Origin of the sequence: Streptococcus sp. SS4 (assembly GCF_030440125.1) — a bacterium.
In the GTDB taxonomy this organism is placed as follows: domain Bacteria; phylum Bacillota; class Bacilli; order Lactobacillales; family Streptococcaceae; genus Streptococcus.
On record NZ_JAQFJM010000005.1, the window covers coordinates 176,305 to 196,889 of the forward strand.

The window sequence follows — 20,585 nt, forward strand, 5'->3', positions numbered from 1 at the left end:
TTGTAATAAGAAGGTGAAAATTAGAATCAAAGTGAGGAAATCAGCCAATAAAATGAGTTAAATCCTCTCATAAGTCTAACATCTTCCGTGAAAATCATGAGAAAGTTAGGAATGAAAAGAAAATAAAATAGAAATTTGAAAACGGTATAAAGCAAATAAAATCAAGGGTTTTACACTTGTAAGAATAAAAAACGAGCAAAAGTTATCGGTTGAATTGTCAGACAACTTGATTTTTTTTAAAAAAGTTGACTTAATCACTTGACCATGAATTGTCAGAATGTTAGAATGTAATAGAATCATGAGTTCAAGTATAGGATTCTTGTATACTCGTGACCTATAACTAACTATTTCATACAGAGGGAGACTTGAAATGAAAGACATTTTTAACAGACGCCAACGATTTTCATTGCGTAAATATTCGTTTGGTGTCGCTTCAGTCTTGCTAGGAACGGCACTCTTTGCTGCTCATACTGCACAGGCTGATGAAGTCACAGCACCTGATGCTTCTTCATCAAACCCTGGTTCATCAGTTGAGGGCGAAAGTTCGTCAGACCTGGTTGAGACGTCTACAGCATCAACAGCTCAAGCAGATCCTACTGCGGCTGTATCATCAACTGATGCAACTGCGTCAACATTTAACTTGACGCCAGAAGCTTCAACAGATAAGGCTGCCGCAGAGACAACTGAAAAAACTGCTACAGAAACTGCAAAACCTGAAGCAGCTAAACCAGCTTCAGAGACTGCAAAACCAACTGAGAAAGCTACTTCAGAAGCAGCTAAACCAGCTGCAGCGGCATCTACAAATGCAGCTAGCAACAACGTTGAAACAACAGCATCAGCGACAACCGCTGCAGCAACTCCAGCTGCAACAGCGGCTAACCGTCCATCAGCAACAGCCGCTCCAGTAGCTGAAGAAACAGCAGCAGCTGAAACTGCGGCGGCAGCAACAAGTGTTAAGCCAAATGTTACAGCACGTGCTTACTCTGTTAGAGCAGCAGCCGAAGATCGCAGTGCAGTACTTGACCGTGCAGCAACTGATATGACTAACGGTGGAGCTTTGGCAATGAGTCGTAGCCGTCGTAACCGTCGTGCCGCTACAGACCACAATAACGAGCCGGTTGCTGTAGCAACTTTCCTAAAAGACGGTGAAGTTGCTACACCTGATATGACGGATCCTAATGGTGCAAGTGTTGCATCTCAAACTGTACCAGCTGGTTATCAAGCTAAAGAAGGCGACTTCTATACGTATGCTATTTGGGATCTTACTGAATTCAATAAACGTTATAATACAAAATATTATGCACGTGCTTATAAGAGATTTGATGACTCTACCGATACAACTGTTGAATTGCTCGACAAAAACACTGGTAGTGTAGTAGAAACAAGAACTGTTACTGCTTCTAGTGGTGTTCAAAAATTCACGACTACTACGGCAGCGTCTAATAGCCAATTAACTTTCCAAGTAGATTATAAAGCTGGGACTGCTCCAAGTGGTAAAAAAGCAGAACCATTTATTCAAAATGGTTATGAAGTTGGAAAGAGTATCACAGACTTAGTAGCTGCTGGACACAAACTTACAGAAGCAGAGCGAGCACTTTATACTGCGGTTTATAACGCTCGTACTACAACTGATATCATCAACGTTGTTGAACCAGCATACAATGGTCGTACAATTACTGATTCAAATGCTAAAATACCAGTAACAATCAATAAAACAACTTACTATAAAGTAGTTGATAAAAACAACCCTACTTTCAACGCTAATAAAACAGATAAAACTGTTCAAGATTATAAAGAAAATGGTAATGAAGTTGAGTTAGCTAGATACACTCTTAAAGCTGAAGAAGGGCAACGTTTCACAGCATCTGGCGAACGTCAATTTGATGGATACAAACTTTACCAAACTGCTGACGCAAATGATCAATCAGGTACTGTAAGTCGTCCTTACACCGTTGGTACGAAATTCATGGATGCGGACCGTTACGGTATCAAACGTATCAAAGAAGTTGTTGGAGAAGACGGTTCAGTCGTTATTCGTGTTTACTTGCTAGATCCAAGACAACAAAGCAAACGTTCTGATGGTTCATTAAGTACCGATGGATATATGTTGCTAGCAGAAACTAAGCCAATTAAACCAGGTGAATGGAATTCACAGGACTTAGTTGTTAAAAAATCACCTCTTTACACTATTGCACATACCGTAACTGATGAAAAAACAGGTGCAAAAACAAACTATCCAAACGGTAAAGAAGTTCCATTTGACTTCCAAAAAGCTTCTGGATATGCACCATATCATAGTGTATTCGTGCCATTCTTAGGAGATGGAATTGGACACGGTTCAGCTAACTCACAATTGGAACGTGGGGTAGGAGGTATCGGTACCAACGTTGACTTGCTCAACACTTTGACACCGTACAAACAACCTATTTACTACTACGTGAAGCAAGAACCTGTAACAGTTACTCCAGAAGTTGAAAAACAACTTGAAGGACGTGTACTTGTTGATGGTGAATTCAGCTTCAAGATTAAAGAAGTCAATGAAAACAAATCACTTCCTTCATATGAAGAAACTGTTACTAACAAAAACGGTAAAGCGACATTTAGTAACTTAACTTTCAATAAAGTTGGTACTTACATCTACACAATCACTGAAACTGCAGGTTCAGATGCAAACGTTGATTACGATGCAATGACAGTTACTATGACAGTTACTGTTACAGAGAACTCTAAAGGTGATTTGCAAGCTTCAGTTAAATACAGTGGTGCTGGTGGTTTTGCTTCAAGTGCAACTGATAAGATCTTCAACAACTACGTTGTAGCTCCAGTTAAGACTCGTTTCGACTTCAGCAAAGCCCTTGCAGGTCGAGAGTTGAAAGCTGGTGAATTCAGCTTTGTATTGAAAGATTCAACTGGTAAAGTTCTTCAAACTAAGACAAATACTAAAGAAGGTGTTGTAGCCTTTGATGACTTGACCTTTGATAATACACAAGTTGGTACTCACAAGTACACTGTAGAAGAAGTTCAAGGTTCTGAAGCAGGAATGCAATATGATACGATGAAAGCTGAAGTAACAATTACTGTTACTAAAGAAGGTCACGTACTTAAAGCAACAAATACTCTTCCTGCAGATACAGAATTCAACAATACTTTCACACCTGCTGCAACACAAGCACAATTCCGCTTCACAAAACGTTTGGAAGGTAAGACTCTTGAAGCTAATGCCTTCACATTCGAATTGCTTGAAAATGGTAATGTGATTCAAACTAAACAAAATGCGGCTGATGGTTCAATTCAATTTGACCCAATCTCATATGCAACTGTAGGTACACACACTTACACTGTACGTGAAAAAGCTGGAACAGATACAAACATTGATTACGATTCAATGAACGCAGTTGTGACTGTAAATGTCACAAAAGACGCTCAAACAGGTCTTTTGAATGCTGCCGTTACAATGCCAGCTGATACTGAATTCAACAACTTTGCTGTAGCTCCAGTTAAGACTAAGTTTGACTTTAGCAAGGCTCTCGCAGGTCGTGAGTTGAAAGCCGGGGAATTTAGCTTCGTATTGAAAGATTCAACTGGTAAAGTTCTTCAAACTAAGACAAATACTAAAGAAGGTGTTGTAGCCTTTGACGATTTGACTTTTGACAATACACAAGTTGGTACTCACAAGTACACTGTAGAAGAAGTTCAAGGTTCTGAAGCAGGAATGCAATATGATACGATGAAAGCTGAAGTAACAATTACTGTTACTAAAGAAGGTCACGTACTTAAAGCAACAAATACCCTTCCTTCAGATACAGAATTCAACAATACTTTCACACCTGCTGCAACACAAGCACAATTCAAGTTTACTAAGAAACTTGAAGGTAAAGAGCTTACTAAGGATGCCTTCACATTTGAATTACTTGAAAATGGTAAAGTAATCCAAACTAAGAAGAATGCGGCTGACGGAACAATCCAATTCGACGCTATTTCTTACGATAAAGAAGGTTCTCACACTTACACTGTACGTGAAGTAGCTGGAACAGATACAAACATCGATTACGATGATATGAATGCAGTAGTAACTGTTAACGTTACTAAAGATGCTGCATCTGGTATCTTGACTGCTAATGTTACAATGCCAGAAGATACTGAGTTCAATAACTTTGCTGTTGCACCAGTTAAGACTCGTTTTGACTTCACTAAAGCTCTTGCAGGTCGTGCTCTTAAAGATGGTGAATTTAGCTTCGTATTGAAAGATGCCAACGGAACTGTTCTTCAAACTAAGACTAACAATGCTAATGGTGTTATCGCCTTTGACGATTTGACATTCACAAACGCACAAGTTGGTACTCACAAGTACACTGTTGAAGAAGTTCAAGGTTCTGAAGCTGGTATGCAATATGACACAATGAAAGCTGAAGTAACAATTACTGTTACTAAAGATGGTCATGTTCTTAAAGCTGTTAATACACTTCCAGCCGACAAAGAATTCAACAATACATTCACTTCATCTCCAACACAAGCACAATTCCGCTTCACAAAACGTTTGGAAGGTAAGACTCTTGAAGCAAATGCCTTCACCTTCGAATTGCTTGAAAACGGCAATGTGATCCAAACTAAGAAGAATGCGGCTGATGGTTCAATCCAATTTGATTCAATCTCATATGCAACTGAAGGTACACACACTTACACTGTACGTGAAGTAGCTGGAACAGATACAAACATTGATTATGATTCAATGAACGCAGTTGTGACTGTCAATGTCACAAAAGACGCTCAAACAGGTCTTTTGAACGCTGCTGTTACAATGCCTGAAGACACTGAGTTCAACAACTATGTGGTTTCTCCAGTTGTAACTAAGTTTGACTTCACTAAGAAATTGGCAGGTCGTGAACTTAAAGCTGGTGAATTCAGCTTCGTATTGAAAGATTCTACAGGTGCAGTAGTTGAAACAGTTAAGAATGATGCTGCTGGTAATGTTTCATTCTCTAACTTGTCATTCGACAACACTAAAGTTGGTACTCATACTTATACAGTAGAAGAAGTTATCCCAGCCAACAAAGAGTTTGGTATGACTTACGATAAGATGAAAGCTACTGTTACAGTTGAAGTTGCTAAGAACGGTCATTCATTGACTACGGTCACAAACGTATCTTCAACTGGTGGGGTTGATGCCAACGGTAATGCTACTGACGGTACTGCCGATAAAGAATTCAACAACAAAGTAACTCCTCCAACACCTCCTGAATTCCAACCAGAAAAATTTGTCGTTTCTAAAGAGAAATATGACATCACTGGTGACAAGTTGATGGATGATGACGATGATGTTCCTGGTAACGAGTACACAGCAACAAACGCCAATCCATATGTTGATGGTGTTGCCAACAACGAACCAGAAAACTTGAATACTAAGACTGTTGAACGCGGTTCTAAATTGGTATACCAAGTATGGCTTGATACTACTAAATTCACAGAATCTAACAACGTTCAATACGTTGGTGTATCTGATACATACGACGCTGATAAATTGGATGTAAACGCTTCTGACATCAAAGCTTACGATTCAGTAACTGGTGCAGACGTGACTGCTAAATTCGACATCAAAGTTGAAAATGGCACAATCACTGCAACTTCTAAAGATGAATTTATCAAAGATAAAGTAAACAACCCTGTTATCGATACTACTAAATTCGCCTTTGGACGTTACTATAAATTTGATATCCCAGCAACTGTTAAAGAATCTGTTAAAGCTGGTGCTGATATTGAAAATACAGCCAACCAAACAGTTCACGTTTACAACCCAGTAAGCAAGACGGTTGAAAAACCTGAAAAACCAACACAAAAACGTGTTAACAGCGTTCCAGTTCCAGTGGAAATGAACTTCACAAAACGTTTGGAAGGTCGTGAACTTCAAGCTAACGAATTCGAATTCGTATTGAAGAAAGACGGCGTTGAAGTTGAACGCGTGAAGAACGACGCTGCTGGTAAGATTGTCTTCAAGACTCTTAAATTTGGTCGTGATGATCTTGGTAAGACATACAACTACACAGTAGAAGAAACTCCTGGTACAGATACAACTGTCAAATACGACACAATGGTTGCTACTGTTAAAGTGGTTGTATCACACGACGGTACAGCTAAAGCAATCGTTGCCAACGTAACAGATGCTGCTGATAAAGAGTTCAACAATACAGTAACTCCACCAGAAGAACCTAAGTTCCAACCAGAGAAATACGTTGTTTCTAAAGCGAAATTCGATATCACTGGTACTAAACTCGTTGATGACGATTCTGAATTGACAGATAAATATGGTGAAACAAACACAAATCCATATGTCGATAATACAAACAACAACGAAGCTGAAAACTTGAATACCAAGACAGTTGAACGTGGATCTAAACTTTACTACCAAGTATGGTTGGATACAACTAAGTTTGACGCAGCTAACAAAGACAATATCCAAACAGTAGGAATCACAGATAACTACGACAAAGATAAATTGACTGTTAATGCTTCAGATATCAAGGTTTACGACTCAGTTACTGGTGCAGATGTTACTAACAAGTTCGATATCACTGATAACAACGGTGTTCTTACAGCTAACCTTAAAGCAGGCTTCACTAAGTCACTTGGCGACTCTGAAAACACTCAAATCATTGATACAACTAAATTCGAATTTGGACGCTACTATAAATTTGATATTCCAGCAACAGTGAAAGACGATGTTGTAGCTGGTGCAGATATCGAAAACAAAGCAGCTCAAGTTGTTAACTACTACAACCCAGTAAGCAAGAAAGTTGAAAAACCAAACAAACCAACTGAAAAACGTGTAAATAGTGTTCCAATCTCAGTAGAATTCAACTTCACTAAGAAATTGGAAGGTCGCGACCTTAAAGCTGGCGAATTCACATTCGAGTTGAAAGACAGCGACAATGTTGTGATTGCAACTGCAACCAACGATGCAGCTGGTAAGATTAAATTCTCTCCAGTAGAGTACACAAATAAAGCTGGTAAAACTGTTACAGCCCTTAAATACCAGAAGGGTCAAGAAGGTACTTACAAGTACACTGTAACAGAGGTTAAGGGTACAGATGCAACTGTCACTTACGATGAAATGGCTGCTGTTGTAACCGTTACTGTTTCTCATGATGGTACAGCGAAAGCCTTGATCACAAACGTGACAGACCCTGCTGATAAAGAATTTAACAACCGTGTAACACCTCCAGAAGAACCTAAGTTCCAACCAGAGAAATACGTTGTTTCTGAAGAAAAATTCGATATCACAGGTGACAAGCTCGTTGATGACGATAAAGAGTTGGCAGACAAGTACGCAGACACAAATGCGAACCCATACGCTGACGATGCCTCAAACAACGAAGCTCAAAACTTGAATACTAAGACTGTTAAACGTGGTCAAAAATTAGTTTACCAAGTATGGTTGGATACAACTAAATTCGACGCATCTAACAAGGACAACATCCAATCAGTAGGAATCTCAGATGACTACGATGAAACTAAGTTGGAACTTGATTCTACTAAGATCAAAGCCTACGATTCAGTAACAGGTGATGATGTTACAGCTAAATTCGATATCACTGTTAACAACGGTGTAATTACTGCAACTCTTAAAGCTGGCTTCACTAAGTCACTTGGCGACGCAGAAAACACTCAAGTTATCGACACAACTAAATTCGCCTTTGGACGTTACTACAAGTTCGACATCCCAACAACAGTTAAAGCTGATGTACCTGGTGGTGTGGATATTGAAAATACAGCTGCTCAAGTAGTTAACTACTACAACCCAACTACTAAGAAAGTTGAGAAACCAAGCAAACCAACTGAAAAACGTGTTAACAACGTACCAGTTGAAGTGGAATTCAACTTCACTAAACGTTTGGAAGGCCGTGAGCTTAAAGCTAACGAATTCAGCTTCGTGCTTAAAGATTCAGAAGGTAAGACTCTTGAAACTGTAAGCAACGATGCATCAGGTAACGTTAAGTTCAAAGCTCTTGAATTCAAGAAGGGTCAAGAAGGCGTACACAACTACACAGTAGAAGAAGTTAAAGGCTCAGACGCAACCGTTACATACGACACAATGAAAGCGAATGTAACAGTCACAGTTAAACACGATGGTACAGCTAAAGTTCTTATCGCGACTGTAGGCGACATTGCGGATAAAGAATTTAACAACCGTGTAACACCTCCAGAAGAACCTAAGTTCCAACCAGAGAAATATGTATTGAATACAGCTAAATTCTCTATCACTGATAACAAGCTTCTTGATGATGATGCTGAGTTGACTGATAAATATGGTGAAACAAATACCGATCCATATGTAGATAAAGCTGATAATAACGAAGCAGAAAACATCAATACCAAGACTGTTAACCGCGGAGATAAGATCTACTACCAAGTATGGTTGGATACAACTAAATTCTCAGCAACTAACAAAGAAAATGTTCAAACTGTAGGAATCACTGATGACTTTGATGAAACGAAAGTTGATGTAGATGGTTCAGCAATCAAAGCTTACGATTCAGTAACTGGTGCTGATGTCACTGATAAATTTGACATTAAAGTTGAAAATGGTGTGATGACTGCAACACTTAAAGCTGGCTTCACGAAGTCACTTGGCGACGCAGAAAATACTCAAATCATTGATACAACTAAATTTGAATTTGGACGTTACTACAAGTTTGATATTCCAGCAACAGTTAAAGCTGATGTACCTGGTGGTTCAGACATCGAAAATACAGCTGCCCAAGTTGTTAACTATTACAACCCAGTAAGCAAGACTGTTGAAAAACCAAACAAACCAACTGAAAAACGTGTTAACAACGTTCCAGTTGAAGTAGAATTCAACTTCACTAAACGCTTGGAAGGCCGTGAGCTTAAAGCTAACGAATTCAGCTTCGTCCTTAAAGATTCAGAAGGTAAGACTCTTGAAACTGTAAGCAACGATGCATCTGGTAACGTTAAGTTCTCAGCTATGTCATTCAAGAAGGGTCAAGAAGGCGTACACAACTACACAGTAGAAGAAGTTAAAGGCTCAGACGCAACCGTTACATACGATACAATGAAAGCGAATGTAACAGTTACAGTTAAACACGATGGAACAGCTAAAGTTCTTATCGCGACTGTAGGCGACATTGCGGACAAAGAATTTAACAACCGTGTTACACCTCCAGAAACTCCAGAATTCAATCCAGAGAAATATGTTCTAAACGAAAAAGAATTTGATTTAACTGGAACTTCATTATTAGATGATGATAAAGAGTTGGCAGACAAGTACGCAGATACCAATGCGAACCCATATGCGGACGATGCATCTAATAACGAAGCAGCGAATATCAATACTAAATCAGTTAAACCAGGTCAAAAACTTGTTTACCAAGTATGGTTGGATACAACTAAATTTGACGCAAACAACAAAGACAACATCCAATCAGTAGGAATCTCAGATGACTACGATGAGGCAAAAGTCGACGTTGAAGCTTCAGCTATTAAAGCATACGATGGTAAGACTGGTGCGGATGTGACAGCTAAATTCGATATTGCTGTGAACAATGGTGTGATTACTGCAACCCTTAAAGATGGCTTCACTAAGTCACTTGGCGACGCAGAAAACACTCAAATCATTGACACAACTAAATTCGAATTCGGACGTTACTACAAGTTTGATATTCCAGCAACTGTTAAAGCGGATGTTAAAGGTGGAGTAGACATCGAAAATACTGCGGCTCAAGTAGTTAACTACTACAACCCAACAACTAAGAAAGTTGAAAAACCAAGCAAACCAACTGAAAAACGTGTAAACAGCGTACCAGTACAAGTAGAGTTCAACTTCACTAAACGTTTGGAAGGCCGTGAGCTTAAAGCTAACGAATTCAGCTTCGTTCTTAAAGATTCAGAAGGTAAGACTCTTGAAACTGTAAGCAATGATGCATCAGGTAACGTTAAGTTCAAAGCTCTTGAATTCAAGAAGGGTCAAGAAGGCGTACACAACTACACAGTAGAAGAAGTTAAAGGAAGCGACGCAACCGTTACATACGACACAATGAAAGCGAATGTAACAGTTACAGTTAAACACGATGGAACAGCTAAAGTTCTTATCGCGACTGTAGGCGACATTGCGGATAAAGAATTTAACAACCGTGTAACTCCTCCAGAAGAACCTAAGTTCCAACCAGAGAAATACGTTGTTTCTGAAGAGAAATTTGATATCACAGGCGACAAACTCGTTGATGATGATAAAGAGTTGGCAGACAAGTACGCAGATACCAATGCGAACCCATATGCGGACGATGCCTCAAACAACGAAGCTCAAAACTTGAATACCAAGACTGTTAAACGTGGCGACAAGTTGGTTTACCAAGTATGGTTGGATACAACTAAATTTGACGCAGCTAACAAGGACAACATCCAATCAGTAGGAATCTCAGATGACTACGATGAAACTAAGTTGGATCTTGACGCTACTAAGATCAAAGCTTACGATTCAGTAACAGGTGATGATGTTACAGCTAAATTCGATATCACTGTTAACAACGGTGTGATTACTGCAACTCTTAAAGATGGCTTCACTAAGTCACTTGGCGATGCAGAAAACACTCAAGTGATCGACACAACTAAATTCGCCTTCGGACGTTACTACAAGTTCGACATCCCAACAACAGTTAAAGCTGATGTTCCTGGCGGAGTAGATATCGAAAACACTGCGGCTCAAGTAGTTAACTACTACAATCCAACAACTAAGAAAGTTGAAAAGCCAAGCAAACCAACTGAAAAACGTGTTAACAACGTACCAGTTGAAGTGGAATTCAACTTCACTAAACGTTTGGAAGGCCGTGAGCTTAAAGCTAACGAATTCAGCTTCGTTCTTAAAGATTCAGAAGGTAAGACTCTTGAAACTGTAAGCAACGATGCATCAGGTAACGTTAAATTCTCTAAACTTGAGTTCAAGAAAGGCCAAGAAGGCGTACACAACTACACAGTAGAAGAAGTTAAAGGAAGCGACGCAACCGTTACATACGACACAATGAAAGCGAATGTAACAGTCACAGTTAAACACGATGGTACAGCTAAAGTACTTATCGCGACTGTAGGCGACATTGCGGATAAAGAATTTAACAACCGTGTTACACCTCCAGAAGAACCTAAGTTCCAACCAGAGAAATACGTTCTTAGCGATGGTAACGGTAAGTTCGATATCACTGGTACTAAACTTCTTGATGATGATGCAGAGTTGGCTGACAAGTACGCAGATACAAACGCTAACCCATATGCAGATCTTTCAGAAGGTAAGAAACTTTCAAATGGTGAAATCGTAGGTAAAAACGAAGCAGAAAACATCAATACTAAAGCTGTTAAACGTGGCGACACTATTAACTATCAAGTATGGCTTGATACAAATCAATTTGATGCAAACAATAAGGATAACATCCAATCTGTTGGTATCACTGATGATTACGATGAAGCTAAATTGGAAGTTAAGCAATCAGATATCAAGGCTTACGATGGTAAGACTGGTGCTGATGTTACTGACAAGTTTGATATCTCAATCGCTAACGGTGTGATTACTGCTAACCTTAAAGCTGGCTTCACTAAGTCACTTGGTGATGCAGAAAACACTCAAGTGATCGACACAACTAAGTTCGAATTTGGACGTTACTACAAGTTTGTCATCCCAGCTAAGGTTACTGACGGTGCTTACGATGGTGCTGAAATTGAAAATACAGCAGCTCAAGTCGTTAACTACTACAACCCAACTACTAAGAAAGTTGAAACACCTAACAAACCAACTGAAAAACGTGTTAACAACGTTCCAACTGCTATTGAGTTGATCTTCGGTAAGACCCTTAACGGACGTAAGTTGCAAGATAAAGAATTTACTTTCGAATTGAAAGATGAAAAAGGTAATGTTCTTGAAACAGTTAAGAATGATGCCGAAGGTAAAGTTAAATTCTCTACTATCAACTATGCTAAAGCAGATCTTGGTAAGACATTCAACTACACAGTAGAAGAAGTTAAAGGAACTGATACAACTGTTACTTACGATAACATGAAAGTCAATGTTACTGTTCAAGTTATCCAACCTTCAGTAGGAGATCAATTGTCAACAGTTATCTCTTACGCTACAGTAGGTGGAGATGCTTATGGTGGTGACGATCGTGTCTTCGATAACAACGTAACTCCTAACTTCAAACCAGAGAAATACGTTGTTTCAGAACCAAGCTTCGACATCATTGGTAACAAACTTGCTGATGACGACGATTCAGCTGATAAAGTTGAAATCCAAAACTTGAATGGTAAGACCCTCAAACGTGGTCAAAAGATCTACTATCAAGTATGGCTTGATACTCGTGACTTCACTGCAGAAAGCAACCTTCAAACAGTTAGTATCACAGATAACTACGAAGAAGCTAAGCTCGATATCGACGCTTCTGAAATCAAGGTTTACGATGGTATCACTGGTAAGGATGTTACAGACAAGTTCGATATTAAAGTTGAAAATGGTGTTCTCTATGGTACATCTAAAGCAAGCTTGACTAAAGCTATTAGTGCAACAGATGCTACTCCAGTCATCGATACAACTAAATTCGAGTTTGGTCGTTACTATAAATTTGATATCCCAGCTGTTGTTAAAGACATTGATGCTAACGACGGTGTAGATATTGAAAATACAGCCAACCAAACAATTCACCAGTACAACCCATTCAATAAGAAAGTTACAACTCCTGAAAAACCAACTCAAACACGTGAAAACAACGTTCCAGTTCCACTCGAGTTCAACTTCACTAAACGACTTGAAGGCCGTGAGTTGACTGCAGGTGAGTTCAGCTTCGTATTGAAAGACAAAGACAACAAGGTTCTTCAAACAGTAACCAACGATAAAGATGGTCACATCAAGTTTGAAAAACTCTTGTTCAGCAAAGCAGATCTTGGTAAGACATTCACTTACACAGTTGAAGAAGTAGCTGGTAAAGATACTTCAATCACTTACGATGCTATGAAAGCAACTGTAACAGTGGAAGTTACTAAGGAAGGCAAAGTTCTCACAACTGTCGTTAACCACGCTTCAACAGGCGGATTCGCTTCAAGTGCTAACGATAAAGAGTTCAACAACAAAGTTCGCCCACCAGAAACACCTAAGTTCCAACCAGAAAAATATGTTGTTTCTGAAGCAAAATTCGATATCACGGGTACTAAGCTCGTTGATGATGATAAAGAATTGGCTAACAAGGTTGCAGATACAAATGCTAATCCTTACGCTGATGATGCATCAAACAACGAATTGGAAAACATGAATACTAAGTCTGTTAAACGTGGTGATAAACTTGTTTACCAAGTATGGCTCGATACAACTAAATTCGACGCCAACAACAAGGATTACATCCAAACAGTTGGTATCTCTGATGACTACGACGAAACTAAGTTGGAACTTGACGCTACTAAGATTAAAGCTTACGATTCAGTAACAGGTGAAGATGTTACCGCTAAATTCGACATCACAGTTGAAAACGGTGTAATCACAGCTAACCTTAAAGATGGCTTCACTAAGTCACTTGGTGATGCTGCAAACACTCAAATTATCGACACAACTAAGTTTGCCTTTGGTCGTTACTATAAATTTGATATCCCAACCACTGTTAAAGACACTGTTCCTGGTGGTGTAGATATTGAAAATACAGCTGGACAAGTTGTTCACTACTACAACCCAACAACTAAGAAGGTTGAAACACCTAAGGTACCAACTGAAAAACGTGTTAACAGTGTTCCAGTTGAAGTCGGATTCAACTTCACTAAACGTTTGGAAGGTCGTGAGCTTAAAGCTAACGAATTCACATTCGAGTTGAAGGATGCAGCAGGTAAAGTTGTTGAAACTGTTAAGAATGATGCAGCTGGTAACGTTAAATTCTCTAAACTTGAATTCAAGAAAGGCCAAGAAGGCGTTCACAAGTACACAGTAGAAGAAGTCAAAGGAACTGATGCAACTGTTACATACGATACAATGAAAGCGAATGTAACAATCACTGTTTCTCATGATGGTACTGCTAAAGCTCTTGTAGCAACTGTTGGTGAAATTGCTGATAAAGAATTCAACAATGCTGTTCGTCCACCAGAAAAACCTAAGTTCCAACCAGAAAAATATGTTGTTTCTGAAGCGAAATTCGACGTAACAGGTACTAAACTTGTTGATGATGATAAAGAATTGGCTAATAAGGTTGCAGATACAAATACCAACCCTTACGCTGATGATGCATCAAACAACGAATTGGAAAACTTGAATACTAAGTCAGTTAAACCTGGTCAAAAACTTTACTACCAAGTATGGCTTGATACAACTCAATTTGACGCTAACAACAAGGATCATATCCAAACTGTTGGTATCACTGATGACTACGATGAAACTAAGTTGGATGTCGATGCATCAGCAATCAAGGCTTACGATTCAGTATCAGGTGCGGATGTAACATCTAAGTTCGACATTAAGGTTGAAAATGGTGTTGTTACAGCTAACCTTAAAGATGGCTTCACTAAGTCACTTGGCGATGCTGAAAACACTCAAGTTATCGACACTACTAAGTTCGAGTTTGGTCGCTACTATAAATTTGATATTCCTGCAACGGTGAAAGCAGACGTCGCTGGCGGTGTGGATATCGAAAATACAGCAGCCCAAGTTGTTAACTACTACAACCCAACAACTAAGAAAGTTGAAAAACCAAACGTACCAACTGAAAAACGTGTTAACAGTGTTCCAATTTCAGTAGAATTCAACTTCACTAAACGTTTGGAAGGCCGTGAGCTTAAAGCTAACGAATTCAGCTTCGTGCTTAAAGATTCAGAAGGTAAGACTCTTGAAACTGTAAGCAATGACGCTAAAGGTAACGTTAAATTCTCACCTATTGAGTACAAGAAAGGCCAAGAAGGCACTTACAAGTACACAGTAGAAGAAGTTAAAGGTACTGACGGTACTGTTCAATACGACGGTATGAAAGCTCTTGTCACTGTTGAAGTATCACATGATGGTAAAGCCAAAGCTCTTATCACTAAGGTTACTGATCCAGCAGATAAAGAATTCAACAATACTGTTCGTCCACCAGAAAAACCTAAGTTCCAACCAGAGAAATACGTTGTTTCTAAAGAAAAATTCGATATCACTGGTATGAAACTTGTTGATGATGATGCTGAGTTGAAAGATAAAGTAGGCGATACTAATAAAGATCCTTACGCTGACAGCACAGCTAATAACGAAGCTGAAAACCTTAATACTAAGACACTCAAGAAAGGTGATAAGTTTGTCTACCAAGTATGGCTTGATACAAACAACTTCACTGACGCTCAAAATATCCAATCTGTTGGTGTTACAGATAAATATGACAGCGAAAACTTGAACATCAATGTCGCAGATATTAAAGCATACGACTCTGTAACAGGAGAAGATGTGACAGCTAAGTTTGACATCAAGGTTGAAAATGGTGTAATTACTGCAACATCTAAGTCTGACCTTACTAAGTCACTCGGTGATGCAGAAAACACACAAGTGATCGATACTGCCAAATTGGCATTCGGACGCTACTACAAGTTCGATATTCCTGCAACTATCAAAGGTACTGCTAAAGATGGTGTAGACATCGAAAATACTGCGTCACAAATCGTTCACCAATACGATCCAACTAAGAAATCTGTTGAAAAACCAGAAAAACCAACAGAAAAACGTGTAGTCAATATCCCAACTAAGGTTGAGTTTGAATTCACTAAGAAACTTGAAGGTCGTGAACTTAAAGCTGGTGAGTTTAGTTTCGTACTTAAAGACAGCAAGGGTAATGTGATCGAAACTGTAAGCAATGATGCTAACGGTAAGATCAAGTTCTCTGCTCTTGAGTACAAACGTGGTGAAGAAGGTACTCACGTCTACACAGTAGAAGAAGTACAAGGTAACGATGCAACTGTTACCTACGATAAGATGGTTGCTACAGTCGTTGTTTCAGTAACTAAAGACGGTAAAGTCTTGACAGTAACTTCTCAATTGCCAGAAGATACTGAGTTCAACAATATTGTGACACCACCGACTCCTCCAACACCACCGACTCCACCAACTCCTCCAACACCACCAACTCCTCCAACACCACCAACACCACCGACTCCTCCAACTCCAGTGGTTCCACCAGTGACACCACCAACTACACCAGAAGCTCCTAAAGGACCAGCACTCCCTGAAACAGGTGATGATGCGTCTATGGCAGCTATGGCTCTCGGAGGAATCCTTGCGGCAGCTGGACTTGGTTTGGCAGGAAAACGCAAAAAAGAAGACTAAGATAGTTCATAGGTTAAATCCCTCAACATAGTTAGTTAGACTATTTCAGTTTTCGAAAAAGAGACTCATCCCATAAGGGGTGAGTCTCTTTTGTGATGTTCAAAGTTATAAATACAAGCTTTCTAAAGCTGATTAATTTTTTTAAACCAGATCTCAAATCTTTGATATGCTTGTTAAGTATATTGCCATCTTCTAATTTTGCAATCGAATAATGTGCTTCTAAAACATTTTTTTGTATTGTCTATGTTTAAAAAAAGTCCTAAAGAATGTTTGGAAGTAATGATTGACATTGCTTATATTCTCCTCTATGAGTTCAAAAAACTCATCCACTCTTTTTTCTTGAAAGTGAAAAAGCAAAAGCTGATAGAAGTTATAATAATTGGCGAGTTCTTCTGAGAACTTCAGTGTCTTCTAAACGACTTCATGTGGTGCTAAAGTTTGACGAAAAGTCTTTGAATAGTAACAGTTTAGGGATAACCTATGGCTGTCTTTTTGAAAGTGTTGTCAGTAATTTTTCAAGGCTCGACAAGGTAGTGATTTCTTGTCGAAATGGTTCATAATCGCAATTCTAGTCTTAAAAATATCGGCTCTATAATCTCTAGAGCAGTTTTAGCGATTACAGACATTAAAGAGCAGTTTTTAATTATTCAGTCAAAAATAAAGTTTGATGGGAAATTGAATCATTAAAAATATCGACATTTTTCTAATGTAAAATCGTTAATAAATCTAAAAATATGTATATTTCTGGATCTAAATATTAATTTTATTGTGAATTATCCTATATAGATTGAAAGTATAAAACGTAAGAATCATTCTGTTTTTCGAAAATTGTAAAGCTTTTAACAAGGGGAAAGCATAGATTTTGTAAGGTTTTTAATCGTTTATATAAAGTTTGTTTTTGCTTATTAATTTATATTTGTAAGGTTTCAAATTTCTGCATAAAGATAATGTGTAAGATGAGACTAATATAGAAAAAATTTGCTTATGTTAGTTTTTAAAAAAATATATATAAAATTAATTTTATGACAATAAAATGTTTATTCAATTCTAATAATGTGATATATTTGGCATTAGGGAAATTCAATTTATATTATTTTTAGAAGAGACAAGAGTAATCAAAATCTAATGATTCCTTGTCTAGGAGGAAATATGGGTAAAGATATCTTTAGTAAGAAGAGTCGTTTCTCGATTCGTAAATTGAATATCGGAGTCTGCTCGGTCTTGCTTGGTACTTTGATCATGATTGGTCACACAGCTCAAGCGGATGAAACGACATCTGATGGAGCAACGGTTGCAGCTACAGCTCTAAGTGCAAGTCAAGGTGAAGGAGTTCCGACCGCAACTTCGCCAAGCACAGCACCAGAAAGTGCAGCAACTGCTACGGTAGCACCAGCAGCTACTGAAACAGTTACAGCGACGTCGGTTGCACCTACAAGCTCAGTTGCATCAAGTGTAGCAGTAAGTTCGGAAGCACCAGCTTCAACAAGTGCTACAAGTTCAGCGCCGGCTTCAACAGCACCAGCTTCAACAAGTGCTACAAGTTCAGCGCCGGCTTCATCAGCATCAACCTCAACAAGTCCAGTAGTTGCTTCAGAAGTTACAGGCTCAACAAATGTATCAACTGCAAAACCAGCAACTGCTTCAGAGGCATCTCGTTCAGTCACAGCTTCTACAACATCGTCGACTACAGCAAGCACAGTGAGCGCTAGTGCAAATAATGTTACGGTGTCAGAAACGGCAAATGTGCCTCGTGTGCGTAGTCGTCGTGCAGTAGGGCAAGAACGTTCGATGGAAGGAAGAGATATTAAATATGTTTACCAAAATCGAACTGCTCAAGTAAACAGTGGGACTCCAACTCAACGTGCTAAGATTGAATACAGACAGTTGGACGACTATGAGGTAGTCAATGGGAAGACAGTCGCAACTGATCCATCTGGTCAAGGTCGCCCAGTATTAGAGTGGACTGTAACCTTTAACGAGGCTCAGTACGATAGGATGGGAGGATACTACTATTTCACAATTCCAAAGAATGTATCTGACCCTTACAATGTTGTGACAGATTACGCTGGTGCTTACGCAGATCGCGATGGCTGGAAGGATGCAAATAAAGAATCAGGTGCTGGTTCAGCAAATGCAGAAGGTGTTCAGTATGTTGACGCAGGTAATAAACTTGAATGGCGTGTCAAAAATACTGTCGGAAGGGATTACAATAATGTAGATGGTCTTAGCGGTGTTATGGGGGATACAAAAAAGGTATATGTCCTCCAATTATCTAATAGTTCTAGTGCTCGCAAGTTTACTATTAAGTACCGTACAATAGTTGAAGACTCATCACAAGTCATTTCTTATATTGCCGGAGTTGAATCTAAGACAGGGCTACCAAGGAATAACTGGTATGCTATCTCAGGTAAGTACGACAAGAACTTGGTTAGTCAGGTTGGTGCACCAAGTGTGACTCCAAACTTGACGAACACTTCTATCAATGTTCCTGTTCAGACAGTGGCGTCGACTTCAAGCACTCTTTCAGGGACAGGGGTTCCAGGGGCAACTATCAAACTTTATATCGATGGTCAGGAGCAAAACATCGGTAACGTCACTGTTGACAGTAGTGGTAACTGGACTACAGGTGAGCTTCCAACAGCCTTGAACAACAATCAGGGTGAGGGTACGACTATCAAACCACGTCAAACTGTTCAGGTGACTCAAACGGTTGACGGAACAGAAAGTAGTCGTCGCACAGTTCCAGTATCAATCGGTGAGACAACGGTTGAACCTTCAAGCTTGACTACTAACCAGGATGCAGTTGTAGCAGGACAAAAAGAGGTTACTCTTAAGGTTCCTCATGATGCAGGTATTGCTTACTTGCGCTATACAGATACTGCAGGTCAAACAGTTGAAGTTCCAGTCAAACGTGACAGTTTATCAGCTGCATGGGTGTCACAAAAGTCAGATAAGGCAACTGTCAAATCAGTTGAGAACGGTAAGTTCCAAGATACGATTGTCCTCACAATGGCTGATAAGATTGCAGGTACAGAAGTATCATCTATCTCAAATGTGGTGGAAGGTGGTTTCTCAAGTGTGGCTGGATGGCAATCGCGCTCAGTAGAAAACCAGGCACCAACTATTGCTTCAGCTGTTGAAGGAAACAGAAAAACTGTCGAACAAGGTGCTCAACTGGACCTTACTTCTCTTGTGACAGTGGCAGATAAAGAAGATGATGCTCAAGCAACACTAGGTGATAAGGTACATGCTGAAGTCGTTTCAGTAAATGGAAACACAGCAACCAAGACAGTTGATACAAACACCCCAGGCACTTATACAGTTAAGTATAAAGCTGTTGATAGCCAAGGTAAAGAGTCAGGTGAGATTGAAGTTACTGTAGTTGTAAATCCTGCACGTCAAAACGAGGCTCCTACAGTAGAGATTCCATATTCAGATCCAGCTCCAAACAAAAAAGAAGTTTATCTATATACTGGAGAAGAAGCTGACGTTGATATTACCTTTAACGACGATTCTGGAAAAATTAAATCCGCATCATTAAGAAAAGGTGGAAATATTGCCTTAAATAATATTGATGGGAACCCAGAAAAACAAAATAATGAATGGGGCTACACTGTAACAGCGATTAATTCTGAAACTGCTACACCAGCAAAAATTAAAGTTACTGGACAAGTTTCTGGTATTGCTGAAAGTAGACTTCCAAAAACAGAAAACGACTCTCTGGAGCTTGTAACTCGTTTTGCAACAGCAACAGATACAGATGGTGCAGAGATTTCCAATAATGCAACAAAAACTAAAAATAATGGAGAAGTAGTTGGTACTTACCTGACTGACCCAGGTGCAGTAACTTTCGTATTAAAAGCACAAACTAAAAAATATGATATCAAAACTCCATCAGAAGCAGATAAAGTAACCGTATCAAATGCTAACAATGTTACTGATAAAGAGTTTGAAAAAATTAAAGAGAAAGTTAAAGTTGAATATTCTCAAAACAATCCAGATGCACGTTTAGCTGACAAAAAAGGTCAGGAAGTAGAAGATGCTTCAAAAGTTGTTGATAAAGTGGAAAAAGATGGAAACAATGTTGTTGTAACCTATAAAGATGGTTCTAAAGATACAAAACCATTAACAGAATTTGTAGTCAAAGATACAACAGCTCCAGCGAAACCAGAAGTTAAGACAGATCTAACAGGTAAAGCAGGAACTAAAGATCCAGTTGAAGTGACTGCAGAGCCAGGCTCAACAGTAGCCCTCTACGATAAAGATGGCAACAAGA

The 20,585-nt window shown here is 39.1% G+C and carries 2 protein-coding genes and 1 pseudogene; 2 read left to right on the forward strand and 1 reads right to left on the reverse strand.

Annotation, left to right across the window (positions count from 1 at the left end):
- The first annotated feature begins 370 nt into the window (after nt 1-370).
- Entirely contained in the window at nt 371-16,309 is a 15,939-nt protein-coding gene (locus PCY16_RS05985; RefSeq protein WP_301354393.1) for an SspB-related isopeptide-forming adhesin, read from the forward strand.
- A 40-nt stretch (nt 16,310-16,349) separates the two neighbouring features.
- On the opposite strand, the pseudogene PCY16_RS05990 reads toward PCY16_RS05985, so the two are convergent.
- Nucleotides 16,350-16,885, reverse strand: a pseudogene (locus PCY16_RS05990) (transposase); the annotation flags it as partial.
- 573 nt (nt 16,886-17,458) lie between these two features.
- On the opposite strand from PCY16_RS05990, the gene PCY16_RS05995 reads away from it, so the two are divergent.
- Nucleotides 17,459-20,585: YSIRK-type signal peptide-containing protein (locus PCY16_RS05995; RefSeq protein ID WP_201710031.1), on the forward strand; the 3,127-nt coding region annotated here is incomplete at its 3' end.

What these genes read in the sequence shown, in the direction of transcription:
- PCY16_RS05985 (WP_301354393.1), top strand. Translation starts at nt 371, where the DNA reads ATGAAAGACATTTTTAACAGACGCCAACGATTTTCATTGCGTAAATAT.